This window comes from Micromonospora chaiyaphumensis, from assembly GCF_900091435.1.
Lineage (GTDB): Bacteria > Actinomycetota > Actinomycetes > Mycobacteriales > Micromonosporaceae > Micromonospora > Micromonospora chaiyaphumensis.
In genome coordinates this window covers 262,932-284,282 of sequence record NZ_FMCS01000001.1, presented here as the reverse complement: position 1 = coordinate 284,282, position 21,351 = coordinate 262,932, and the positions used below count along the sequence as shown (strand labels likewise).

Annotated in this window: 24 protein-coding genes; 15 read left to right on the top strand and 9 right to left on the bottom strand. The window is 75.5% G+C overall.

Features of this window, described 5'->3' with window-relative positions; all coding sequences use genetic code 11:
* Nucleotides 1-37: 37 nt before the first annotated feature.
* Nucleotides 38-448: an SSI family serine proteinase inhibitor gene (locus tag GA0070214_RS01485; protein ID WP_091258188.1), complete on the bottom strand. Its 411-nt coding sequence runs from the start codon at nucleotides 446-448 to the stop codon at nucleotides 38-40.
* 161 nt (nucleotides 449-609) lie between these two features.
* A complete protein-coding gene (locus GA0070214_RS01480; protein ID WP_091258186.1) occupies nucleotides 610-1,416 on the bottom strand; it encodes an SDR family oxidoreductase in 807 nt (268 codons plus the stop codon).
* A 76-nt stretch (nucleotides 1,417-1,492) separates the two neighbouring features.
* On the opposite strand from GA0070214_RS01480, the gene GA0070214_RS01475 reads away from it, so the two are divergent.
* Nucleotides 1,493-2,911 carry an RtcB family protein gene (locus GA0070214_RS01475; protein ID WP_091258184.1) on the top strand — a complete coding sequence of 473 codons (1,419 nt, stop codon included), beginning with the start codon at nucleotides 1,493-1,495 and terminating at the stop codon, nucleotides 2,909-2,911.
* 32 nt (nucleotides 2,912-2,943) lie between these two features.
* Here the strand turns inward: GA0070214_RS01475 and GA0070214_RS01470 are convergent, their stop codons facing one another.
* Nucleotides 2,944-3,372 carry an archease gene (locus GA0070214_RS01470; protein ID WP_091258182.1) on the bottom strand — a complete coding sequence of 143 codons (429 nt, stop codon included), beginning with the start codon at nucleotides 3,370-3,372 and terminating at the stop codon, nucleotides 2,944-2,946.
* A gap of 70 nt (nucleotides 3,373-3,442) precedes the next feature.
* Between GA0070214_RS01470 and GA0070214_RS01465 the strand changes: the two genes are divergently transcribed.
* From GA0070214_RS01465 to GA0070214_RS01455, 3 genes are all read left to right on the top strand, one after another.
* Nucleotides 3,443-3,835, top strand: a complete 393-nt coding sequence (locus GA0070214_RS01465; RefSeq protein WP_091258180.1) for a hypothetical protein — start codon at nucleotides 3,443-3,445, stop codon at nucleotides 3,833-3,835.
* An 85-nt stretch (nucleotides 3,836-3,920) separates the two neighbouring features.
* Nucleotides 3,921-4,460 (top strand): RNA polymerase sigma factor, encoded by a 540-nt coding sequence (locus GA0070214_RS01460; protein ID WP_244167492.1) that lies wholly within the window; start codon nucleotides 3,921-3,923, stop codon nucleotides 4,458-4,460.
* A complete protein-coding gene (locus GA0070214_RS01455; protein WP_091258176.1) occupies nucleotides 4,453-5,721 on the top strand; it encodes a beta propeller repeat protein in 1,269 nt (422 codons plus the stop codon). The genes GA0070214_RS01460 and GA0070214_RS01455 overlap by 8 nt, the downstream gene beginning before the upstream one ends.
* On the opposite strand, the gene GA0070214_RS01450 is transcribed toward GA0070214_RS01455, so the two are convergent.
* Together GA0070214_RS01450 and GA0070214_RS01445 are read right to left on the bottom strand one after the other, a co-directional pair.
* The gene (locus GA0070214_RS01450; protein ID WP_091258174.1) at nucleotides 5,684-6,496 is read right to left on the bottom strand and encodes a B3/B4 domain-containing protein; all 813 of its coding nucleotides are present in this window, start codon (nucleotides 6,494-6,496) and stop codon (nucleotides 5,684-5,686) included. The two genes, GA0070214_RS01455 and GA0070214_RS01450, sit on opposite strands and share 38 nt — an antisense overlap.
* Before the next feature lie 10 nt (nucleotides 6,497-6,506).
* Nucleotides 6,507-7,118 carry a LysE family translocator gene (locus GA0070214_RS01445; protein WP_091258172.1) on the bottom strand — a complete coding sequence of 204 codons (612 nt, stop codon included), beginning with the start codon at nucleotides 7,116-7,118 and terminating at the stop codon, nucleotides 6,507-6,509.
* A gap of 29 nt (nucleotides 7,119-7,147) precedes the next feature.
* Between GA0070214_RS01445 and pdxR the strand changes: the two genes are divergently transcribed.
* Nucleotides 7,148-8,623 (top strand): MocR-like pyridoxine biosynthesis transcription factor PdxR, encoded by a 1,476-nt coding sequence (gene pdxR / locus GA0070214_RS01440; RefSeq protein WP_091258170.1) that lies wholly within the window; start codon nucleotides 7,148-7,150, stop codon nucleotides 8,621-8,623.
* Here pdxR and GA0070214_RS01435 read toward each other — a convergent pair.
* Nucleotides 8,615-9,598 (bottom strand): helix-turn-helix transcriptional regulator, encoded by a 984-nt coding sequence (locus GA0070214_RS01435; RefSeq protein WP_091258168.1) that lies wholly within the window; start codon nucleotides 9,596-9,598, stop codon nucleotides 8,615-8,617. The two genes, pdxR and GA0070214_RS01435, sit on opposite strands and share 9 nt — an antisense overlap.
* 44 nt (nucleotides 9,599-9,642) lie before the next feature.
* Here GA0070214_RS01435 and GA0070214_RS01430 point away from each other — a divergent pair, with 44 nt between their 5' ends.
* Both GA0070214_RS01430 and GA0070214_RS01425 read left to right on the top strand, forming a co-directional pair.
* Nucleotides 9,643-10,119, top strand: a complete 477-nt coding sequence (locus GA0070214_RS01430) for a hypothetical protein (RefSeq protein WP_091258166.1) — start codon at nucleotides 9,643-9,645, stop codon at nucleotides 10,117-10,119.
* Nucleotides 10,119-10,574, top strand: coding sequence for a hypothetical protein (locus tag GA0070214_RS01425; RefSeq protein ID WP_091258165.1), 456 nt, complete (start codon nucleotides 10,119-10,121; stop codon nucleotides 10,572-10,574). The genes GA0070214_RS01430 and GA0070214_RS01425 overlap by 1 nt, the downstream gene beginning before the upstream one ends.
* Here GA0070214_RS01425 and GA0070214_RS01420 read toward each other — a convergent pair.
* Nucleotides 10,558-11,229: a TetR/AcrR family transcriptional regulator gene (locus tag GA0070214_RS01420; protein ID WP_091258163.1), complete on the bottom strand. Its 672-nt coding sequence runs from the start codon at nucleotides 11,227-11,229 to the stop codon at nucleotides 10,558-10,560. The genes GA0070214_RS01425 and GA0070214_RS01420 overlap by 17 nt on opposite strands.
* 114 nt (nucleotides 11,230-11,343) lie before the next feature.
* Here GA0070214_RS01420 and GA0070214_RS01415 point away from each other — a divergent pair, with 114 nt between their 5' ends.
* Genes GA0070214_RS01415 through GA0070214_RS01405 form a run of 3 tightly spaced genes read left to right on the top strand, consistent with a single transcriptional unit; the run spans nucleotide 11,344 to nucleotide 14,608 of the window.
* Entirely contained in the window at nucleotides 11,344-12,840 is a 1,497-nt protein-coding gene (locus tag GA0070214_RS01415; RefSeq protein WP_091258161.1) for a flavin-containing monooxygenase, read from the top strand.
* A 14-nt stretch (nucleotides 12,841-12,854) separates the two neighbouring features.
* The gene (locus tag GA0070214_RS01410) at nucleotides 12,855-13,748 is read left to right on the top strand and encodes an SDR family NAD(P)-dependent oxidoreductase (RefSeq protein WP_091258159.1); all 894 of its coding nucleotides are present in this window, start codon (nucleotides 12,855-12,857) and stop codon (nucleotides 13,746-13,748) included.
* The gene (locus GA0070214_RS01405) at nucleotides 13,745-14,608 is read left to right on the top strand and encodes an alpha/beta fold hydrolase (RefSeq protein ID WP_091258156.1); all 864 of its coding nucleotides are present in this window, start codon (nucleotides 13,745-13,747) and stop codon (nucleotides 14,606-14,608) included. The genes GA0070214_RS01410 and GA0070214_RS01405 overlap by 4 nt, the downstream gene beginning before the upstream one ends.
* On the opposite strand, the gene GA0070214_RS01400 is transcribed toward GA0070214_RS01405, so the two are convergent.
* Complete coding sequence (locus GA0070214_RS01400) at nucleotides 14,565-15,728, bottom strand: low temperature requirement protein A (RefSeq protein WP_208602612.1); 1,164 nt, start codon at nucleotides 15,726-15,728, stop codon at nucleotides 14,565-14,567. The genes GA0070214_RS01405 and GA0070214_RS01400 overlap by 44 nt on opposite strands.
* 148 nt (nucleotides 15,729-15,876) lie before the next feature.
* On the opposite strand from GA0070214_RS01400, the gene GA0070214_RS01395 reads away from it, so the two are divergent.
* The 3 genes from GA0070214_RS01395 (at nucleotide 15,877) to GA0070214_RS01385 (ending at nucleotide 19,023) form a co-directional block, all read left to right on the top strand.
* Nucleotides 15,877-16,977 (top strand): CapA family protein, encoded by a 1,101-nt coding sequence (locus GA0070214_RS01395; RefSeq protein WP_091258153.1) that lies wholly within the window; start codon nucleotides 15,877-15,879, stop codon nucleotides 16,975-16,977.
* A 67-nt stretch (nucleotides 16,978-17,044) separates the two neighbouring features.
* A complete protein-coding gene (locus GA0070214_RS01390) occupies nucleotides 17,045-17,713 on the top strand; it encodes a GntR family transcriptional regulator (RefSeq protein WP_091258151.1) in 669 nt (222 codons plus the stop codon).
* The gene (locus GA0070214_RS01385; protein WP_091258149.1) at nucleotides 17,710-19,023 is read left to right on the top strand and encodes an MFS transporter; all 1,314 of its coding nucleotides are present in this window, start codon (nucleotides 17,710-17,712) and stop codon (nucleotides 19,021-19,023) included. Before GA0070214_RS01390 ends, GA0070214_RS01385 begins: the two co-directional genes overlap by 4 nt.
* Here GA0070214_RS01385 and GA0070214_RS01380 read toward each other — a convergent pair.
* On the bottom strand, nucleotides 19,016-19,435 hold the full coding sequence (locus tag GA0070214_RS01380) for a hypothetical protein (protein ID WP_091259777.1): 420 nt from the start codon (nucleotides 19,433-19,435) through the stop codon (nucleotides 19,016-19,018). The two genes, GA0070214_RS01385 and GA0070214_RS01380, sit on opposite strands and share 8 nt — an antisense overlap.
* 173 nt (nucleotides 19,436-19,608) lie before the next feature.
* On the opposite strand from GA0070214_RS01380, the gene GA0070214_RS01375 reads away from it, so the two are divergent.
* Both GA0070214_RS01375 and GA0070214_RS01370 read left to right on the top strand, forming a co-directional pair.
* Nucleotides 19,609-20,697 (top strand): S-(hydroxymethyl)mycothiol dehydrogenase, encoded by a 1,089-nt coding sequence (locus tag GA0070214_RS01375; RefSeq protein WP_091258147.1) that lies wholly within the window; start codon nucleotides 19,609-19,611, stop codon nucleotides 20,695-20,697.
* The gene (locus tag GA0070214_RS01370) at nucleotides 20,694-21,323 is read left to right on the top strand and encodes an MBL fold metallo-hydrolase (RefSeq protein WP_091258144.1); all 630 of its coding nucleotides are present in this window, start codon (nucleotides 20,694-20,696) and stop codon (nucleotides 21,321-21,323) included. The genes GA0070214_RS01375 and GA0070214_RS01370 overlap by 4 nt, the downstream gene beginning before the upstream one ends.
* Nucleotides 21,324-21,351: the final 28 nt, after the last annotated feature.

Genomic DNA, 21,351 nt, shown 5'->3' with positions numbered 1-21,351 from the left:
CGGGGCGCGGCGCCCGCGGGCGCCGCGCCCCGGCGGTTCAGAAGTCGAACAGCACGTCGGTGCCGCGCCGCAGGTGGCACCCGTTGTCGAAGGTCCGGGTGTACGTGACGGGCCGGTCCTGCCAGAAGCCCACGGCGCGAGCGGTCACCGGGGCGTACTCGCGGGTGCACGGGCCGGGCTGCACCTCGAGCGCGTCGAGGTGCCCGTCGACGCGGGCGACGAGCCGGCACGCGGTCGCCGGGTCGGGGTGCAGCCCGCCGGCCGGGCCGCAGACCAGCACGGTGGCGCGGACGTCGCCGCCGCCGGCGTCGACGGTGAGCAGCAGCGCGGACGGCGTCTCGGGGCCGGGGCGGGGGGCCGCGCCGGCCGCCGAGGGGGCGGCGAGCACGGCGAGGCCGGCGAGCGCGGCGGCCAGCGCCGGCGCGGCGGTACGTCGGGCGAAGGGCATGGGTCGTCCTTCCGTCGGGACCCCAGGGTCGGGGCCGGGCGTCGGCCCGGACCGTCGTGTGACCGGGCCGACGAGAACCCTAGGTGGACGGTGTGAACGCGCAGCGTCACGAAGTGTTACACCGCTTCACCCGCGGCTGCCGGCGGGTGTGACATCCGTCCTCAGGCCGAACGCCAGCCGTCGTCCGGCAGGGACGACGCCTGCGGGCCCATCATGAGCATCCCGCCGTCCACCGGCCAGGACGCCCCGGTCACGTACGCGGCCGCCGGCGAGGCGAGCAGCGCCACCACCGCCGCCACCTCCCGGGCGTCCCCGGGCCGCCCCACCGGCACGCCCGGGCGCTCCTCGGTGAACGGGTCCACGTCCTCCTGCCCGGTCATCGGGGTGGCGATCTCGCCGGGGGCGACCGCGTTGACGGTGATCCCGTCGGCCGCCAGTTCCTGCGCCATCACCTTGGTGAGCAGCCCCAGCCCGCCCTTCGCCGCGCAGTACGCCGACGAGCCGACCCGCGGGGCGTGCTCGTGCACGCTGGTGATGCTGATGATCCGGCCGCCCCGGCCGGCCGCCCGCATCCGCCGCGCGGCCCGCTGCGAGCAGAGGAAGGGCCCGTCCAGGTCCACGGCGAGCACCTCCCGCCACGTCTCCCAGGCCACGTCGACGAAGGGCGCGGCCAGCCCGGTGCCGGCGTTGTTGACCAGCACGCCGAGCCCGCCGAGCCGGTCGGCCAGGTCGTCGACGACCGCGGCCTGCTCGGGCAGCCGGGTCAGGTCCATCTCGGCCACCTCGCAACAGCGACCGGTCGCGCGTACCTCCCCGGCGGTGCGCTCGGCGCCGTCCGGGTCGCCGTACCAGGTGATGCCGATGTCGAAGCCGGCCCCGGCGAGCGCCACCGCGCACGCCTTGCCGATGCCGGAGTCCGCGCCGGTGACGACGGCGATCCTGTCGTAGTTCTCGTAACGCTGGGGCATGCAGGCGCACTACCCGGACCGGGCGGAAGGGAACCAGACCGGGTGTAACCGGTCCGGCCCGGGGTAGCCGGGCGGGATGGACCTGGTCGAGGAGTCGCCGTACCGGTTCCGCATCGACCGGCACGACCCGATGCGGGTGCCGGGCGTCGTCTTCGCGTCCCGTGACCTGCTCCCGGACGCCGGGGCGGACAAGTCGCTGGAGCAGGTGGCGAACGTGGCCACCCTGCCCGGCATCGTGGGCGCCTCCTACGCCATGCCGGACGTGCACTGGGGCTACGGCTTCCCCATCGGCGGGGTGGCCGCCACCGACGTCGAGGCCGGGGGAGTGGTCTCGCCCGGCGGCGTCGGTTTCGACATCTCCTGCGGGGTGCGGCTGCTCTCCGCCGACCTGGACCGGGCCGCGCTGCGCCCGCGGCTGGACGCCGTCATGGACGGCCTGAGCGAGTCCACCCCGCGCGGCATGGGCAAGGGCGCGGTGTGGCACCTGGCCGGGCGGGCCGAGCTCGACGGAGTGCTCCGCGGCGGCTCCCGGTACGCCGTCGAGCGCGGCTTCGGCGTCCAGCGGGATCTGGACCGCTGCGAGGACTACGGCGCGGTGGGCGACGCGAACCCGGCTCAGGTGAGCGAGCGGGCGGTGGAGCGCGGTGCCCGCCAGGTGGGCAGCCTCGGCTCCGGCAACCACTTCCTCGAGGTGCAGGCCGTGGAGGAGGTCTACGACGAGGCCGTGGCGCGGGCCTTCGGGCTGCGCGCCGGCCAGGTCTGCGTCATGATCCACTGCGGATCGCGCGGGCTGGGCCACCAGATTTGCACGGACTACGTCCGGGAGATGGAGAAGGTGATGCCCGCGCACGGCATCCACGTGCCCGACCGGCAGCTGGCCTGCGCGCCGGTGGGGTCCCACGAGGGCCGGGCCTACCTCGGCGCGATGGCCGCCGCGGCCAACTACGCCCGCGCCAACCGGCAGCTGCTCGCGCACGCCGCCCGGCAGGTCTTCGCCCGGGTCACGGGCTGCGACCTCGACCTCGTGTACGACATCTCGCACAACCTCGCCAAGATCGAGACGCACGAGGTGGACGGGACGTCCCGCCCGCTCTGCGTGCACCGCAAGGGCGCGACCCGGGCCCTCCCGCCCGGGCACCCCGAGCTGCCCGACGACCTGCGCCCCGCCGGGCAGCCGGTCCTCATCCCCGGCTCGATGGGCACCGGCTCGTACGTGCTCACCGGGGTGGCCGGCTCGCCGGCCTGGGCGTCCACCTGCCACGGGGCGGGCCGGGTGCAGAGCCGCAAGCAGGCCACGAAGGCGGTCCGCGGGCACGACCCGCGCCGCGAGCTGGAGGCACAGGACATCGCTGTGCGCGGCGCCAGCCGGCGCGGGCTGGCCGAGGAGATGCCGGCCGCGTACAAGGACGTCACCGCCGTGGTGGCGGCGGCCGAGGGCGCCGGCCTGTGCCGGAAGGTCGCCCGGCTGGCGCCGCTCGGCGTGGTGAAGGGCTGAGCCGCTCGGTGGTGACGGCCGGGCCGGCGCGCTCACACGTCCAGCGTCACCGCGCAGCGCCAGCCGTCCGGCTCCGCGGCGAAGCGCAGCTCGTGCAGCGACACCGCCTTGGGGACCGCGCCGACCAGCTCGACGGCGTCGGTGCCGGTGGTGCGCCAGCGCACCGCCAGGCCGCCGTCCTCGGCGGCCAGCACCTCGGTCTCCAGCGGCAGCTCGTCCGCCGTGTCCAGCCGGAAGATCACCTCGTCGAGGACGCCGACGAGCAGATCGGCGTCCGCGCCCGGCGGCACCCGGAACCCGGCCTCCCCGTCGGCGACCGCCCCCGCGGTGTCCACGAAGGTCTCCACCAGCGCGGTGACCGCCTCGGCCACGCAACCCTCGCGGTCCGGCGCCCACGCCTCGATGCGCACGTCGGCGGTGTGCGGGATGTTCCGGTGCCCGCGGGCCGGTCGTCGCTCCATGCTTCGATCATGCCGCCGCCGGGCGGGCGTCCCACCGGGTTTGTCGCAGCCGGTCGCTAATGTGCCGGGCATGATCGCCGATGACTCCGACGCCGTCACCGTCACGTTCCTGCGCCTGATGCGGGCCGAGCTGCGGGCCGAGCGGGTGGGCGAGGACAGCCTCGGCCGCACGGTCGACCTGGCCCGGCGCTGGTGGGGTGGCGGCGACGCGGCCGAAGCCCGGCTCGCCGATGCGCTGCGCGAGCTGCACGGCGAGCCGGTCGACACCGACGATCCCCGCCAGGTGGCCGACGCGGCGACCGCGCTCGCCGCCGACTCCGGCCTGCTGACCCCGCCCGACCCGCGCGGCGCCGCGGTGGCCCGCTTCGCCGCGAACGCCCGCCGGCTGCGCACCGGCGAGATCACCCCGGCCGAGTTCGACGAGATCATGGCGACCGACGACCCGGACCGGCCCGACGCCTGACCCGCGGTCCGCCCGAAGCCGCATGTCACCGCACCGCCCGCTCGCCGGTCGTAGGGATGAGACGACCGACAAGGGAGGGGACGATGTGGACCCGGAGGAACAGCTCAGCCAGGTGTACGCCACCTCGGCGGCCCGGCTGGTGGCCCAGATGTACGCGATGACCGGCGACTACGCGGAAGCGCAGGACGTCGTGCAGGAGGCGTTCGTCCGCGCGCTGGCCCGCCCGGCCCGGTTCCGTGAGCTGGACAACCCGGAGGCCTGGCTGCGGACGGTCGCGTTGAACGTCGCCCGCTCCCGGCACCGCCGCCGGGTGCTGCTGCACGGGCTGGTGCGCTCCGGGCGGCTGGACCCGGCGCAGCCCAGCGCCCCGGCCCTGTCCCCGGACCACGTCGCGCTGGTGGCGGCGTTGCAGCGGCTGCCCCGGCCGGCCCGGGAGACCGTGGTGCTGCACCACCTCGCGGACCTGCCGGTGACCGAGGTGGCCACCGCGCTGGGTTGCTCGGTGGAGGCGGTGAAGACCCGCCTGGTGCGGGCCCGCCGGGTGCTCGCCGAGCACCTCGGCGACGACGGTCCGGCCCCGGCGTCCGCCCCGGCCCGGGCAGAGCGGGAGGCGCGCCATGCCTGAGCTGGACTTCACCGGCCTGAACGCCGCCGCCCAGGCCGGCTTCAAGCCGCACTTCGCGCAGGTCGTCGCCGCGGCCCGGCGGCGCAGACTCCGGCGCCGGGTCCTCGCCGTCGCCACGGTGGCGCTGCTGATCACCGGCTCGGGTGTCGCCGTGGCGGCCCGGCCGGACGATTCCGCCCCGCCTCCGGTCCGGTCCGGCACGGACCGCACCCCGGACTTCATCCCCACCCCGGGTGCCACGCCCACCGCCGACCCGGGGGGCCGGCAGATCTTCACCGGCCGTCCCGCCGTCGGCGACCTGACCCGCGTCTACCTGCGCTGGACCGACTGCCGCACCTGCCCGCTGCGCTGGGCCGCCACCGACGACGGGGGCCGGCACTGGCGCACCGGGCCGCTGCCGGTGCCGGCCGACGCCATGGTGGACCTCCGCGCCGTCGCGCCGCGCACCGTGGTGGCCTGGTACCTGTCCCGCTCCGCCCCGGACAACCGGTCCGCCGGGTGGATCGCCAGCACCGACGGCGGGAACACCTGGCGGGAGGTGACCCTGCGGCGGGTCGACGCGCTGCCGGCCGGCTGGCAGGTCCTCGGCGGCCGGCTGCCGGGCCCCAGCGAAGACCCCCTCGTCGCCGTGGATCCGGCCACCGGCGACGTCGCCCAGCTCCGCGAGCGGTCGGCCCTGCGCAACGCCGCGGTCGTCCCGAGCGTGCCGGGCGCCGCCGGCCTCTGGGTCAGCGGCCGGACCGGTCAGCACGTGGGCGACGGCGGCCGGATCATCTGGACCGGCAGCGCCGTCGAGGTGAGCCGGGACGGCGGCCGCACCTGGTCGCGTCACCAGTTCCCGGACGACCTCACCGCCTCCGACGACGTGGGCGGCCCGGCGGTCGCCACCCACGACGGGCGCACCGTCTACGCGGTCGGCCGGGTGCGGGGCGCCCTCGTGGTCTGGCGCAGCGCGGACGGCGGCGCCACCTGGGCGCGTGCCGCCGGAACGGCCCGGGTCGGCGAGCGCACGATCCGGGCGGCGGTGCGCCCCGACGGGGTGCTGATGGTGCAGGCCGGCATCTCCGCCCGGGAGGAGCCGCTCATGTTCGGCAGCTCCGACGAGGGCGCGACGCTGCGTCCCGCGCCGCTCGGGCCGGGCGCCGACCCGCGCCCGGTGCCCGGCGGCTACGCGCAGACCGGTTGGCCGGACAGCGAGGGCGCCTGGCTCTCCGCCGACGGCGTCACCTGGACCTGGCTGGATCCGCCGGAGCTGTCCTGACCGCGCGGGTGCTCCCGGTGGCCCGGCCATCGGGAGCACCCCCGCCGCGGGAAACGCCGAGGTCTCCGGCGGTGCCCAGGACGGGCGCCGCGAACGTGGGTGCCTCGGGGGTCAGCACCGCCGTCCGGGCCGGTGCGCCCCACTCCTCGGCCAGGGCGCCGGCCAGCTCCCCGAGCATCCGGGGCACGGTCCCGGCCCCGCCCTCGTGCATCGCCTCGATCACGACCAGCACCTCGGCGGTCTCCGCGCGCACCGCCGACGCGCCGCTCTGCCGGTGCGTCCAGCGCCGCGAGTGGGCCCGGCCCGCCGCGTCGGCGAAGATCAGCTCGCCCGGGTCGGGATGCTCCTCGTCCCCGCCCAGGGTCAGGTAGGTCTCCGTGCCGAGGGCCGGCCGCACGGTCAGGTCCCCGGCGATCCGGGCGAGGTCCAGCACGGCCACCGGCACGGCGTACCCGAGGGAGAGGGCGTTGCCCAGGTCGACGAGGGGATGCAGCCGGGGCAGCGCCCCGTCGCGGCGGAACCGGCGCAGCAGCGACTCGGCGGCGCACCGGTACCGGGTCGGCGGCGAACCCGTCCGGGCGAAGGCGCGCCGCCACGCCTGGATCTCCGGGAAGCCGCCCTCCGTCCCGGCGGCGAGGCGGGCGCGGGCGGTGTCGGCGTACCGGGCGAGCCGCGGCGCGACGTCGACGGCGGGGGTGATTCCGGTGGCGTGCAGGACGCCGCAGGTCAGCTCGGGGAAGGTCGACCAGACCTCCGGGGCGTGGCGGAAGCGCACGGGAGGACTCCTATCGGGTGGTGAGGGCCAGGCCGAGGCCCAGGGCGAGGAAGCTGCCGGCGAAGCCGTGCCGCAGCAGCGTGGTCAGCCGGGGCCGGGCCAGCACCCGGCGGCGCAGCGCGCCGGCCAGCAGCGCGTACCCGGCGAACACCACCAGGGTGGCCAGCATGAACACCAGGCCGCAGACCAGCATCCGGACCGGCGCGTCCGGCGCGTCGGGCGGGACGAACTGCGGCAGGAACGCCACGAAGAAGACGGTGACCTTGGGGTTCAGCAGGTTCAGCAGCACCCCGTCGCGGAACAGCCGGCCGGCCGGGCGGGGCGGGCGGTGGTCGTCCACCGGCAGGGGGCCGCGGTCGCGCAGCGCCGCCCACGCCATCCAGAGCAGGTACGCCACGCCCAGCCAGGTGACCACCCGGAACGCCGGGGTGCCGGCGCGGAGCAGGGCGGCCAGCCCGGTCACCGCGGCGACCAGGTGCGGGACGAGGCTGACGGTGGAGCCGGCGGCGGCCACCAGGCCGGCGCGCCGGCCGGCGGAGAGGCCGGTGGCGAGGGTGTAGACGACCCCGGTGCCCGGGGTGATCACCACGACGAGCGTGGTCAGCAGGAAGGCGATGGTCATGCGTTCCAGCCTGTGACCATAATGGTCCGATGGACAGGGCCAAACCGTTGGTGGTCGAGGGGTCCATAGCGGCCGGTGCGGATTTCCTCCAGCTCGACGTCGGGGAGGCCCCGCCCGGAGGGCGCGCCGACTGGCTGGCCGCCCGGTTGCGGGCCGCCATCGCCGACGGCCGGGTGCCGGTGGGCGCCCGCCTGCCCGCCAGCCGGGTGCTCGCCGCCGAGCTGGGCGTGTCCCGGGGCGTGGTGACGGAGGCGTACCAGCGGTTGACCGAGGACGGGCACGTGGTCGGGCGGGGCCGGGCCGGCACCGTCGTGGTGGCCACCCCGGCCGCCGTGGTCACCCGCCCGCCGGTGCCGCGCCGCCCGCCGGAGGTGTTCGCCGCGCGGCCGGACACCACCGTCTTCGACGCGCTGCGCAACGCCCCGGCGGAGCTGGACCTGACGCCCGGCGTACCCGATCTGGCGGCCTTTCCGCGCACGGCCTGGCTGCGCGCGGAACGCGCCGTGCTGCACCGCCTGACGCCCGCCGCCTTCGGGTACGGCGACCCGACCGGCACCCCGGCGCTACGGCTCGCGGTCGCCACCTGGCTGGCCCGCTACCGCGGCATCCGGGTCGACCCGGCCGAGGTGGTGGTCGTGGCGGGCGTGTCCCAGGCGCTCGGCCTGCTCGCCCAGGTGCTGCATGCCGACGGGGTGCACACGGTCGCCGTGGAGGATCCCGGCTCGCTCGGCGTACGCCAGCACCTGAACAACTGGCGGCTGGACACCCCGCCGGTGCCGGTCGACGCCCACGGCCTGCGGGTCGACCGGCTGGCGGAGAGCGGCGCACCGGCCGTGATGCTCACCCCGGCGCACCAGTTCCCGACCGGTGTGGTGCTCGACGGCGACCGGCGCCGCCGGCTGCTGCGCTGGGCGCGGCAGGGCGGCCTGGTCATCGAGGACGACTACGACGCCGAGCACCGTTACGACCGCCCGCCGGTGCCCGCGCTGCGCGGCATGCTGCCGGAGCGGGTCTGCTACACCGGCAGCGTCTCCAAGCTGCTCGCCCCGGCGCTGCGGATCGGCTGGGTGCTGGTGCCGCCGCGGCTGCACGCCGGCCTGGTGGCGGCCAAGCGGATGGCCGACCTGGGCAACGCCGCCCTGCCGCAGTTGGTGCTGGCCGAGCTGATGGACTCCGGCGCGCTCGAACGCCACCTGCGGCTGCTGCGCCGCCGGCACGTCCGCCGCCGGGACGCGATGATCCGGGCGGTCCGTGCGCACCTGCCCGGCGCGGTGGTGCACGGCGCGGCGGCGGGCCTGCACCTGCTGGTGACCCTGCCCGGCGAGGTCGACGACACGGCGCTCGCCGCGGCGGCGCTACGCCGCGGCGTCAAGGTCCAGCCCCTGTCCTGGCACGGCCAACGCCCGCAACCCCCCGGCCTGGTCCTCGGCTACGCCGCCAACCCACCGTCGGACATCGACCGCGCCCTGGCCACCCTGGCCGCCACCCTGCACGACCTACGCTGACCCGGGCGGGTGGTAGAGGGCGGCGAGGGCGGTGGCCGTGTCCGCCAGCCGGTCGCGCAGCGCGGCGGGGGAGAGGACCTCCACCTCGGCGCCGAGCCGGAGCAGGTCGCCGTGCGCGTGGGTGAGCGACTCGATGGGTACGGTGGCCCGCACCCAACCCGCAGCGTCGGGCGGGCCGGCGCTGGCGTCCACCGCGGCGACCACCGCGTCGCTGGCGACCTCCCGCAGCCGCTCCCGGCCCCGGGGTGAGAGCCGGATGGTCGCCTCGTCCCGGTGCAGCCCGGCCCGGAAGGCGACCACGTGCGCCCGCCACCAGGCCGGCAGGTCGAACTCCGGCCGGTCGAACGGCTCGTCCAGCGGGGTCAGGTCGAGGATCTGGTTGACCCGGTAGGTGGCCGGCTCGGCCCGGTCCGGGCGGGCGGCCACGACATACCAGCGGCCGCCCTTGAGCACGAGCCCGTACGGTTCGAGCACCCGGGCCACCTCGCCGTTCCAGCTCCGGTAGCGGACCCGGATCCGGTGCTCCCGCCACACCGCCTCGGCCGCGGCCGCCAGGTACGGCGACGGGTCCCCGTCGGAGTACCAGCCCGGCGTGTCCAGGTGGAACCGCTGCTCCAGCCGGGCGGCCCGGTCGGCGAGCGGCGGCGGCAGCGCGGCGCGCAGCTTGAGTTGCACGGTGGCCACCACCGACTCGTAGCCCAGCTCGGCGGCCGGCCCAGGCAGCCCGGCGAAGAGCAGCCGGTCGGCCTCCTCGGCGGTGAGCCCGGTCAGGCGGGTCCGCCAGCCGTCGACCAGCCGGTAGCCGCCGGCGTGCCCGGCCTCGCCGTAGAGGGGGATGCCGGCGGCGTGCAGCGACTCGACGTCCCGGTAGACGGTGCGCACCGAGACCTCCAGCCGGTCGGCCAGCTCGGCGGCGGTGAGCCGGCCGTGGGCCTGGAGCAGCAGCAGGATGGACAGGAGGCGACTGGCCCGCATTCCACTGACACTAGCTGTCAGGGGAGTGGTCCTACCGTCCCGGCATGGCTTTCCACGACAAGGAACTGACCGTGCCGGGGACCGTCGAGGTCGCCGGCCGGCACGTCAAGCGCTACCACATCGACCAGCCGGACCGCCGCCTCGAACCGGAGGTGGTCGAGGCCGCGTACGCGTACCTGCCGAAGCTGCTCCCGAGCCCGGACGGCGACACCCCGCCGGCCGGCTGGGTGGTGCTGCACCGGGGCGCGGACACCGGCGCGTACCTGCTGGCGTACAGCTGGTTCTTCGACAACGTGGTGGAGTGCCGGATCGCGATCGCCGGTCAGCCCGCGCTGGACTGCCCGGACGACGACCCGGCGCACTTCGTCCCGCTGGAGCGCCCGGGCGTCGGGTGCGTCTGGGAGCTGGGCGTGCTGGAGCACGAGCGGACGGCCTGGGTGCGGCACGTGCTCGCCCCCGACCGGCCGGACCTGGCCGGCTACCTGGCCGACAACCGGGCCGAGGGAGAGGTGGGTTTCTGATGGGCGACTTCGACTTCTTCGTGGGCACCTGGGACGTGACCAACCGGCGGCTGCGGAAGCGACACGTCGGCAGCGACGACTGGGACGAGTTCCCCGGCACCTCGGTGGCGCACTCGTTCTTCGACGGCGCAGGCAGCTTCGACGAGATCCGGTTCCCGACCCGGGGCTTCTCCGGGTCGACGGTCCGCATCCGCGACGCGGAGACCGGGCTCTGGTCGATCTACTGGATGAACAGCAGGCGCGGAGTGCTCGAACAGCCGCCGATGGTGGGCCGGTTCGTCGACGGCGTGGGCACCTTCTACGCCGACGACACCGACGAGGGGCGGCCGATCCGCTGCCGGTTCATCTGGTCGGCGATCACGCCCACCTCCTGCCGCTGGGAGCAGGCGTTCTCCACCGACGGCGAGCGCACCTGGGAGACGAACTGGGTCATGGACTTCACGCGGACGGGCTGACCGGCGGGGTGGTGGTCCGGTAGATCGCGGTCAGCCAGACGTCGAGCAGCACGTCGACCACGTCCCGCTCGGCCACGGCCGGCCCGTCGCCGGCGAAGGTCGCATACCACACGCGCTCGTTCATCGAGTTCAGCGCGATGGCGAGGTCCCGGGCGGGCAGCCCGTCCGGGGCCGCGCCGCGCGCGCGTTCCCCCTCGATGGCCGCCTCGACGGCGCGTACCCAGCGTTCCAGGACCTCGGCCCAGAGCCGGCGCACCTCGGCGTTGGTGCCGCGCACCTGCGCGCAGGCCAGCACCACGTCGCGGTGGCCGCCGAAGGTGGCGTGGAACCGGGCGATCAGCTCCCGCCACCGGGCCCGCGGGTCCTCGGCGAGCCGGACCAGCGCGTCGCCCGCGGCGGCGTCGGCCTCCTCGGTCACCCGGTCGAGCAGGGTGAGCAGCACCGCGTCCTTGGCGGGGAAGTAGAAGTAGAACGTGGGCCGGGAGATGCCGGCACCCCGGGCCAGGTCGTCGATGGAGATCTCGCCGAAGGGCCGCTGCCCCAGCAGCCGCTCGGCGGTGGCGAGGATGGCCACCTCCCGGTCGTCGCCGGTGGAGCGGCCGGGTCGCCGCCCGCGCGTCGGCGCGGTGCCGGTCGACGTACGGGCGGGTGTCATGTCGGCCGATGTTACACCCGTTCGACACCCTGTCGATTCGACTCGACAGGGTGTTGACTGGCGTCGACGGAGCTGGATAGTGTCCGGTCCACTGCCGGCCGAACGGGAGATGCCATGGCCTCCGACCACGTCGACGTCCTCATCGTCGGTGCCGGCCTCTCCGGCGTCGGCGCCGCCGTCCACCTGCAACGCGAGTGTCCCGGCAAGACGTACGCGGTGCTGGAGGCCCGGGCCGCCGTCGGCGGCACCTGGGACCTGTTCCGCTACCCGGGCGTCCGCTCCGACTCCGACATGTTCACCCTCGGCTACTCGTTCAAGCCGTGGACCAACCCGAAGGCGATCGCCGACGGCGACGCCATCCGGTCCTACGTCCGGGAGACCGCCCGGGAGTACGGCGTGCAGCAGCACATCCGCTTCCACCACCGGGTCGTGCGCGCGGAGTGGGACAGCGGCACGGCGCGCTGGACCGTGCACGCCCGGCGCGACGACACCGGCGAGGACGTGGTCCTGACCTGCGGGTTCCTGTTCACCAACTCCGGCTACTACCGCTACGACGAGGGCTACACGCCCGAGTTCCCCGGCGTCGAGCGGTACGCCGGCCGGCTCGTGCACCCGCAGCACTGGCCCGAGGACCTCGACCACACCGGCAAGCGGGTCGTGGTGATCGGCAGCGGCGCCACCGCGGTCACCCTGGTCCCGGCCATGGCCGAGCGGGCCGCCCACGTCACCATGCTCCAGCGCTCACCCACGTACGTCATCGCGCTGCCCTCCCGTGACCCGTTCGCCGACGCCGCGCGGCGCTGGCTCCCGGCGAGGGCCGCGTACGCGGTGACGCGCTGGAAGAACGTCGCGCTCGGGGTGGCCAACTTCCAGCTCAGCCGGCACGCCCCGGGTCTGGTGAAGAAGTTCCTCCGCCGGGCCGCCAGGGGGAAGCTCCCGGTCGGCTACGACCTCGACCGGCACTTCTCCCCCCGCTACAACCCCTGGGACCAGCGGCTCTGCGTGGTGCCCGACGGGGACCTGTTCGCCGCGCTCAGCGCCGGGACGGCCGCGGTGGTCACCGACACCATCGACACCTTCACCGAGCGGGGCATCCGGCTCACCTCCGGCGCCGAACTGCCCGCCGACATCGTGGTCACCGCCACCGGCCTGAACCTGCTCGCCCTCGGCGGCATGACCCTCGTGGTGGACGGCGCCGAGGTCGACCTCGCCTCGACCGTCGCCTACAAGGGCATGATGCTCTCCGGTGTGCCGAACTTCGCCATGACCATCGGCTACACCAACGCCTCCTGGACGCTGAAGGCCGACCTGGTCGCCACGTACGTCTGCCGGCTGCTGCGCCACCTCGACGACACCGGCCAGCAGATCGTCACGCCGCTCGCCCCGGACTCCGACGACCTCGTGCCGATCATCGACCTGCAGTCCGGCTACGTGCTGCGTGCCGTCGACCAGCTGCCCAAGCAGGGCCCGGCGGCGCCCTGGCGGCTGCACCAGAACTATCCCCGCGACGTGCTGCTGATGCGGCACGGGCGGCTCACCGACGCCGGCGTGCGCTTCTCCCGCGCGGGCACGCCCGCCGCCGTCGCCGACCGGCCCGCGCCCGTCGCCTGACCCCGAGGAGCGTCATGCGTGACTTCGTCTTCCCCGGCGGCACCGCGGTGCTGACCGGCGCGGCCAGCGGCATCGGCGAGGCCCTGGCCCACGGGCTGGCCCGGCGCGGCGCCGACCTGGTCCTGCTCGACCGGGACGCCGAGCGGCTGGCCGCCGTGGTGGCCGCGATCCGCGCCGCGCACCCGGACCGGCGGATCGAGACCCACCTGGTCGACCTGGCCGACGCCGACGCCACCGACCGCGTGGCCGCCGAGATCCTCGCCGCGCACCCGCGGATCCGGCTGCTGGTCAACAACGCCGGTGTGGCGCTGGGCGGCCGGTTCGACCAGGTCACCCTGGACGAGTTCCTCTGGGTCGTCGACATCAACTTCCGGGCCGTGGTGCGGCTGACCCACGCGCTGCTGCCCGCGCTCAAGGCCGAGCCCGGAGCCCATCTGGTCAACGTGTCCAGCCTCTTCGGGCTGATCGCGCCCGCCGGGCAGGCCGCCTACTCGGCCAGCAAGTTCGCCGTGCGGGGCTTCACCGAGGCGCTGCGGCACGAGCTGGCCGACGACGGGGTCGGGGTCACCTCGGTGCATCCGGGCGGCATCCGCACCCGGATCGCGAGCAGTGCCCGGGTGGGCAGCGGCGTCCCGATCGAGGAGTACGAGGCCGGCCGGAAGCAGTTCGAGAAGCTGCTCTCCATCGACCCGGCGAAGGCCGCCGCGGTGATCCTGCGCGGGGTCGAGCGCCGCCGCGGCCGGGTGCTGATCGGCTGGTCGGCGAAGCTGCCCGACCTGCTCGCCCGGGTCGCTCCCGCCGGGTACGGACGGGTGCTGGCCCTGGGGATGCGACCGCGCCCCGCCGCCGTGCCGGCTCCGCGGCCGCCCGCCGAACCGGTCCCCTCGGACCCGGGACGGCCGGCGTGACCCTCGGCCTGCCGCCGGCCGACGAACTCACCGTCGCCGGGCGGCGGGTGCGCTGCCGGATCGCCGGCGACGGCCCGCCGGTGGTGCTCCTGCACGGTATCGGCCGGACCCTGGAGGACTTCGCCGACGTGCACGCGGGGCTGGCCCGCGACCACCGGGTGCTCGCCGTGGACCTGCCGGGGCACGGCGGCTCCCCGCCGCTGGACGAGCGGCACACGCTGCCGACCCTGGCCGCGGCCGTCGCCGGGTTCCTCGACGCCGCCGGGGTCACCGGCCCGGCGCACCTGGTCGGCAACTCCCTGGGCGGGGCGGTGGCCATGCGGCTCGCGGTCGACGCCCCGCACCGGGCGGCCAGCCTCGTGCTGGTCAACAGCGCCGGCTTCGGCCGGGAGGTGACCTTCGCGCTGCGGTTGCTCGCGCTGCGGCCCCTCGCCCGGCTGCTGCTGCGCCCGCACCCGGCGGTGGCCCGGCGCACCGAGCGGGCCATCTTCCACGACCCCGCGTACGTCACCGAGGCCCGGATCGCCACCGCCCTGGCCGCGGCCCGGCAGCCGCACGCCGCCCGGGTGATGCTGGAGGTGGTCCGCGGCCTCGGCACCTTCCGCGGCGTACGCCCCGAATGGCGCGCGGAACTGCTCGACGCGGTCGCCGCGCTCGGCCTGCCCACCCTGGTCGTCTGGGGCGACCGGGACATGGTCCTGCCCGCCGCGCACCTCTCCTACGCGCGGTCCCGGCTGCCGCGGGCGCAGGGCCACCTGTTCCGCGACACGGGCCACATGCCGCAGATCGAGCGGGCCGCCGAGTTCGAGGCGCTGGTCAGGCGGTTCTGGTCGCCGCCCGGTGCCGCAGGACCAGCGTGACGGCCACCAGGACGACCAGCACCCCGGCGATCAGGTCCACCGGCGCGAACAGCCACGGCGTCACCAGCACCAGCACCGCCGCGCCGGGGAACAGCAGCAGCCCGGCGCCATGCTTGGCCGGCAGGTGCAGCCCCCAGAGGCCGACCAGGAAGACCGCGACCGGCACGGCGACCGCGTAGCCGGCCACCCGGCCGGAGACGTGCCCGGCGTGCAGGTCGTGGTCGACCGCCACCGCCAGGCCGGCGCCGACCGCGGCGATCGAGCTGAAGGCGAAGTAGTGGCCGTACCCCCAGAAGAGGGCGCCGCGCACCGAGGCCGGCGGCAGCGGGTCGGGCCGGTCGAAGTAGAGCCACCAGATCGCGAAGACGATCAGCGTGCCGGCCATGGCCAGCGACCACAGCTGGCCGTTGCCCGCGTCCACCCCGCGCTGGATCGCCACCGACGTGGAGAGCACCACCTCGCCGAGCACGATGAGGGTGAACAGCTGGTACCGCTCGGCGATGTGGTGCGGGTGCCAGGTGGTCTGCCGGCGCCGTTCGCCCAGCACCGGCACCAGCAGGTCCGCGGCGACCAGCAGCACGAATGCGGGCGCCATCCAGGCGTGCGGCAGGAGGAGCCGGAGCAGCCAGCCGGCCTGCACCACGCCCACGCCGACCGCGAACGTCAGCGCGGTGGCCCGGTGCGCCGGGTCGCCGGAGGCCGCCCGCAGCCAGTTCACGATGGAGGCCAGCCGCATCACCACGTACCCGTAGGTGATCGTGGTGAAGTCGGCCTCGCCGAAGGCACGCGGCACGCCGGAGGCGAGGATCAGCGCCCCGGCGATCTGCACCAGCACGGTCAGCCGGTAGACGTCGTCGTCGGTGTCGTAGGCGGAGGCGAACCAGGTGAAGTTCACCCAGGCCCACCAGATCGCGAAGAAGACGCTCAGGTAGCTGACCACGCCGTGCCCGACGTGCCCTTCTGCGACGTCGTGGTGCAGGCCCTCGGACGTCAGCGCCACCGCGACCACGAAGCAGAGGTCGAAGAACAGCTCCAGCGGGGTGGCCGCCCGGTGCTCCTCGTCGCGCCGGCGGGCCCGCATGGGGCGGTACCAGGCCCGGAAGGACGCGCTGTTCTTCACCCGGTGCTCCTCGCCGGCGGCCGGTCAGCTGCACCACACGATAACCAGCACAGGCGGCCGTGGACCCCGCCGGCCGGGGAACTCCGGCGGAAAGGGGCCAGACGCCGGAGCCACGCGTGGTGCGGCGCGCGGCGGGAACACCCGGGTCATGGCCGAGGTGACGCTCTTCCTCGCCGGCGACGTGATGACCGGGCGGGGCGTGGACCAGATCCTGCCGCACCCGGGATCGCCCGCGCTGCGGGAGCAACTGGTCACCGACGCCCGCCGGTACGTGGCGCTCGCCGAGTCCGCCTCCGGCCCGGTGCCGCGCCCGGTCCCGGCCGGGTGGCCGTGGGGCGAGGCGCTGCGGCTGCTCGACGCGGAACGCCCGGCCGCCCGGATCGTCAACCTGGAGACGGCGGTGACGGCCCGGGGCGAGCACTACCCCGGCAAGGGCGTCCACTACCGGATGCACCCGGCGAACCTGCCCGGCCTCACCGCCGCGCGGCTGGACGTGTGCGCCCTCGGCAACAACCACGTGCTGGACTTCGGCCCGGTCGGGCTGGCCGACACCCTGGACGCGCTGCGCGGCGCCGGGATCCGGACCGCCGGCGCCGGCCGGGACGCGGAGGAGGCGTGGCGGCCGGCGGTGGTGCCGCTGGCCGGTGACCGCCGGCTGCTGGTCTGGTCGGTGGGAGCGGTGTCCAGCGGCGTCTTCCCGCAGTGGGCGGCGGAGGACGGCCGGCCCGGCGTGGCGTACCTGCCGGAGGTGTCGGCGGCGACGGCCGGCGCGCTCGCCGAGCGGATCGCGGGGACCGCGCGGCCGGGCGACCTCGTGGTGGTCTCCGTGCACTGGGGGACCAACTGGGGCCACGAGGTGCCGGACGAGCACGTGGAGTTCGCGCACGCCCTGGTCGACGCCGGGGTGCACGTCGTGCACGGCCACTCGTCCCACCATCCCCGCGCGGTCGAGCGCTACCGGGGCCGGCTCGTCCTCTACGGCTGCGGCGACCTCATCGACGACTACGAGGGGATCGGCGGGCAGGAGGCGTACCGGCCGGAGCTGCGGCTGCTGTACCTGCCCACCCTCGACGCCGTCACCGGCGAGCTGCGGCGGCTGCGCCTGGTCCCGGTGCGGATGCGCCGGATGCGCCTGCAGCCGGCCACGCCCGCCGAGGCCGGGTGGCTCGCCGACCTCCTCGACAGCCTCGGCCGGCCCTCCGGCACCCGCTTCACCCGGACCCCCGGCGGGGTGCTCACGCTCCGCTGACGTGGCATGGGCCACGTTCCGGCCGGTGGAACGGGGTGCCGGGACGGCTCCGGCGCATCATAGATACATGACGCATCCCACCCCGGTGACCGGCGCGCGGCCGGCCGGGCCGTCCGCCGCCGAGCGGGTGTACCAGCACGTGAAGCGGGCCCTCCTGGAGCAGGTCTACCCCGGCGGGCTGCTGATCAGCGAGGGCGAGATCGCCGAGGCGACCGGGGTGTCCCGGACGCCGGTCCGGGAGGCGCTGCTGCGCCTGGAGGCCGAGGGCCTGGTCAAGCTCTACCCGAAGCGCGGCGCGCTGATCCGGCCGGTCTCGGCCCGGGAGATCGCCGATGTCATCGAGGCCCGCCGCCTGGTCGAGCTGCACGCCGCCGAGCAGGTCTGGCCGCGCCGGGACACCATCCGCGACGACCTGGCCCGCCGGCTCGACGAGATGCGCCGGGCGCACGCGGCCGGCGACGTCACCGCGCTGATGGCCGCCGACCGGGCCTTCCACGCCACCGTGGTGGAGGCGGCCGGCAACGAGATCCTCGCCGAGCTGTACCACCGGCTGCGCGACCGGCAGCTGCGGATGGGCGAGGCCAGCTTCCGGCTCTCACCGGGCTGGGCCGAGGTGGCCCTCACCGAGCACGCCGGCCAGCTCGCCGCACTCGACGGCGACGACCCGCAGGCCTGGCTCGACGCGGTCGGCGCGCACATCGACAACGCCGCGACCGTGCTGCGGACGCTGCGGTGAGCACCGCCGCCCGTACGGTCGCCCCGCGCCGCTCCGCCGTCCTCGTCTTCGCGGTGGCCGTCACCGCGTACGTGGCGGCGGTCTTCCACCGCAGCTCGCTCGGCGTCACCGGGGTCGACGCGGCGGACCGCTTCCACATCAACGCCGCCGCCCTGGCCACCTTCAGCGTCGCGCAGCTCGCCGTCTACGCGGCCATGCAGATCCCGGTCGGGGTGCTGCTCGACCGGTACGGCTCCCGCCGGCTGCTGCTGGCCGGCGGCGCGCTCATGGTGGCCGGGCAGCTCTGCTTCGCCGTGGCCACCGACGTCCGGCTCGCCGTCGCCGCCCGGGTGCTGGTCGGTCTCGGCGACGCCATGACCTTCATCAGCGTGCTGCGCATCGTGGCGTTCTGGTTCCCGGGCCGGCGCAACCCGCTGCTGGTGCAGCTCACCGGCACGATCGGGCAGCTCGGCGCGGTGCTCGGCGCCGTACCCCTGGTGGCGCTGCTGCACCACGCCGGCTGGACGCCCGCGTTCCTCACCGCGGCGGCCCTCGGCGTGACCGTGCTGCTGCTGGTGCTCGTCGCGGTGCGGGACACCCCGCACGCCGAACACACCACGGCGCTCGCCCCCGACCTGGCCACCGTGCGCCGGCAGCTCGCCGCCGCCTGGGCCCAGCCCGGCACCCGGCTGGGCCTCTGGACGCACTTCGTCACCCAGTTCTCCGGCTCGGTGTTCGCCCTGCTCTGGGGTTACCCGTTCCTGGTGCAGGGTCAGGGCTTCTCGCCCACCGCGGCGGCCGGCCTGCTCACCCTGATGACCGTGGTCACCCTGGTCTGCGGCCCGGTGATCGCGCACCTGTGCGCCCGGCACCCGTTCCACCGCTCGGCCGTCGTGTTCGCCATCACCGCCGGCACCGCCGCCGTCTGGGCGGTGGTGCTGGCCTGGCCCGGCCGCGCCCCGCACGGGCTGCTGGTCGCCCTCGTGGTCGTCCTCGCGGTCAACGGCCCCGGCTCGGTGATCGGCTTCGACTACGCGCGCACGTTCAACCCGGTGCACCGGATCGGCAGCGCCACGGGCATCGTCAACGTCGGCGGGTTCGTCGCCTCGATCCTGCTGATCCTGGCGGTCGGCGTGGTGCTCGACCTGGCCACCCCGGCCGGCCGGAGCACGCCACCGCTGTCGGCGTTCCGCTGGGCGTTCGCCGTGCAGTACCTGCTCTGGGCGCTCGGCGCGGTGCAGGTGCTGCGCTACCGCAACGCGGCCCGCCGCCGCTACGCCCCCGACGCCGTGCCGGTGCCGGCCGCCGCCGCGGCGGGTCCGGTCACGTGAACCGGCGCTTGTGGGCCAGCGAGTCCAGCACCAGCGTCAGCCCGGCGGCGACCAGCCAGCTGTCCTTGGCCAGCCCGATGCCGGCCTGGGAGGGCTTCAGGCTGTTCCCCTCCCGCATGCCGGGCGTCTTGAGGTAGAGCTGCACCAGCCCGGCCCCGAAGGCGGTCAGCCCGGCGCCGGCCAGCAGCGACGGCACGAACGGGGTGAGCAGCGCGGCGCCCAGCGCGATCTCGGAACGGGAGAGCAGCTTCGCGAACTGGTCCGGCGGGAACTGCCGCAGCTGCGGGATCGCGCCGACCGCCATGCCGTGCATGCCGGCGGCTGCCTCGCCCTCCAGGGACCGCTTGGACAGCCCGGAATTCAGGAAGAACGCGCCGATGATGATCCGTAGTGGCGCATGGGTCAACCTCATGATCACTCCCGTCGGTGCCGGAGAACCGGGCCACCGCGTACCCGGCGACGCGCCGGATAACCCGCCGACGGTGATCGGCGGTAGTTTCGACGCACAGCGAACGACGGAGGGACCGCGAGCGCGGGGAGCGAGCCGGGTTCGCGAGCCCCGCAGTCGCGAACGAAGGAGGAACCGTGAGCCAGGAAGTCCGGGGAGTCGTGTCGCGGCGCAAGGGCGCGCCCGTGGAGGTCACCACCATCGTGGTGCCCGACCCGGGGCCGGGCGAGGCGGTCGTCCGCGTCCAGTCCTGCGGCGTGTGCCACACCGACCTGCACTACCGCGAGGGCGGCATCAACGACGACTACCCCTTCCTGCTCGGCCACGAGGCCGCCGGCGTCGTGGAGCAGGTGGGAGAGGGGGTCACCGACGTGGCCCCCGGCGACTTCGTGGTGCTCAACTGGCGGGCGATCTGCGGGCAGTGCCGCGCCTGCCGGCGGGGCCGCCCCTGGTACTGCTTCAACACCCACAACGCCGCGCAGCGGATGACGCTGACCGACGGCACCGAGCTGGCCCCCGCCCTGGGCATCGGCGCGTTCGCCGAGAAGACCCTGGTGCACGCGGGCCAGTGCACCAAGGTCGACCCGTCCGCCCGGCCCGCCGCCGTCGGCCTGCTCGGCTGCGGAGTGATGGCCGGCCTCGGCGCGGCCATGAACACCGGCAACGTGACCCGGGGCGACTCGGTGGCGGTGATCGGCTGCGGCGGCGTCGGCGACGCGGCGGTGGCCGGCGCGTCCCTGGCCGGCGCGACCACCATCATCGCCGTGGACACCGACTCCCGGAAGCTCGACTGGGCGCGGAAGTTCGGCGCCACGCACACCGTCAACGCCTCGGAGGACGACCCGGTGGAGGCCATCCGCGCCGCGACCGGCGGGTTCGGCGCCGACGTGGTCATCGACGCGGTGGGCCGCCCGGAGACCTGGAAGCAGGCCTTCTACGCCCGTGACCTGGCCGGCACCGTGGTGCTGGTCGGCGTGCCCACCCCGGAGATGCGCGTCGAGCTGCCGCTGCTCGACGTCTTCGGCCGCGGCGGCGCCCTCAAGTCCAGCTGGTACGGCGACTGCCTGCCCAGCCGCGACTTCCCGATGCTCACCGAACTCTACCGGCAGGGCCGCCTCGACCTGGACGCGTTCGTGACCGAGGAGATCGCCCTCGACCAGGTCGAGGAGGCGTTCACCCGGATGCACCACGGCGACGTGCTCCGGTCGGTGGTGGTCTTCCCGTGACCGCCCGCGTCGACCACACCGTCACCTCCGGCACGTTCTCGCTCGACGGCCAGACCTTCGACGTCGACAACAACGTCTGGGTGATCGGCGACGACGCCGAGTGCGTGGTCGTCGACGCGCCGCACGACGTGACGGCCATCCGCGCGGTCATCGGCGACCGCCGGGTGGTCGCGATCCTGGCCACCCACGCGCACGACGACCACGTCCGGGCCGCGCCCGACCTGGCCCGGGCCACCGGCGCGCCGGTGCTGCTGCACCCGGCCGACCGGGTGCTCTGGGACCTGGTCCACCCGGACACCCCGCCCGACGGGGACCTCGCCGACGGCCAGACCGTCGAGGTCGGCGGCACCACCCTCCGGGTCCTGCACACGCCGGGCCACAGCCCGGGCGCGTGCACCCTCCACGCCCCCGACCTCGGCGCGGTCTTCACCGGGGACACCCTGTTCGCCGGCGGTCCCGGCGCGACCGGCCGCTCCTTCAGCGACTTCGGCACGATCGTCGAGTCGATCCGCACCCGGCTGCTCACCCTGCCGCCGCAGACCGTGGTCCACACTGGGCACGGCGACGACACAACCATCGCCGCCGAGGCGCCCCACCTCGACGAGTGGATCGCCCGCGGCCACTGACGGGCGGACCGCCCGGCCGGTCAGCGGC

Bases quoted from the DNA above. Each gene is read 5' to 3' on its own strand.
- GA0070214_RS01485 (WP_091258188.1), bottom strand. From the start codon at position 448: ATGCCCTTCGCCCGACGTACCGCCGCGCCGGCGCTGGCCGCCGCGCTC.
- GA0070214_RS01480 (WP_091258186.1), bottom strand. From the start codon at position 1,416: ATGCCCCAGCGTTACGAGAACTACGACAGGATCGCCGTCGTCACCGGC.
- GA0070214_RS01475 (WP_091258184.1), top strand. From the start codon at position 1,493: ATGGACCTGGTCGAGGAGTCGCCGTACCGGTTCCGCATCGACCGGCAC.
- GA0070214_RS01470 (WP_091258182.1), bottom strand. From the start codon at position 3,372: ATGGAGCGACGACCGGCCCGCGGGCACCGGAACATCCCGCACACCGCC.
- GA0070214_RS01465 (WP_091258180.1), top strand. From the start codon at position 3,443: ATGATCGCCGATGACTCCGACGCCGTCACCGTCACGTTCCTGCGCCTG.
- GA0070214_RS01455 (WP_091258176.1), top strand. From the start codon at position 4,453: ATGCCTGAGCTGGACTTCACCGGCCTGAACGCCGCCGCCCAGGCCGGC.
- GA0070214_RS01445 (WP_091258172.1), bottom strand. From the start codon at position 7,118: ATGACCATCGCCTTCCTGCTGACCACGCTCGTCGTGGTGATCACCCCG.
- pdxR (WP_091258170.1), top strand. From the start codon at position 7,148: ATGGACAGGGCCAAACCGTTGGTGGTCGAGGGGTCCATAGCGGCCGGT.
- GA0070214_RS01435 (WP_091258168.1), bottom strand. From the start codon at position 9,598: ATGCGGGCCAGTCGCCTCCTGTCCATCCTGCTGCTGCTCCAGGCCCAC.
- GA0070214_RS01430 (WP_091258166.1), top strand. From the start codon at position 9,643: ATGGCTTTCCACGACAAGGAACTGACCGTGCCGGGGACCGTCGAGGTC.
- GA0070214_RS01425 (WP_091258165.1), top strand. From the start codon at position 10,119: ATGGGCGACTTCGACTTCTTCGTGGGCACCTGGGACGTGACCAACCGG.
- GA0070214_RS01420 (WP_091258163.1), bottom strand. From the start codon at position 11,229: ATGACACCCGCCCGTACGTCGACCGGCACCGCGCCGACGCGCGGGCGG.
- GA0070214_RS01415 (WP_091258161.1), top strand. From the start codon at position 11,344: ATGGCCTCCGACCACGTCGACGTCCTCATCGTCGGTGCCGGCCTCTCC.
- GA0070214_RS01410 (WP_091258159.1), top strand. From the start codon at position 12,855: ATGCGTGACTTCGTCTTCCCCGGCGGCACCGCGGTGCTGACCGGCGCG.
- GA0070214_RS01395 (WP_091258153.1), top strand. From the start codon at position 15,877: ATGGCCGAGGTGACGCTCTTCCTCGCCGGCGACGTGATGACCGGGCGG.
- GA0070214_RS01390 (WP_091258151.1), top strand. From the start codon at position 17,045: ATGACGCATCCCACCCCGGTGACCGGCGCGCGGCCGGCCGGGCCGTCC.
- GA0070214_RS01380 (WP_091259777.1), bottom strand. From the start codon at position 19,435: ATGAGGTTGACCCATGCGCCACTACGGATCATCATCGGCGCGTTCTTC.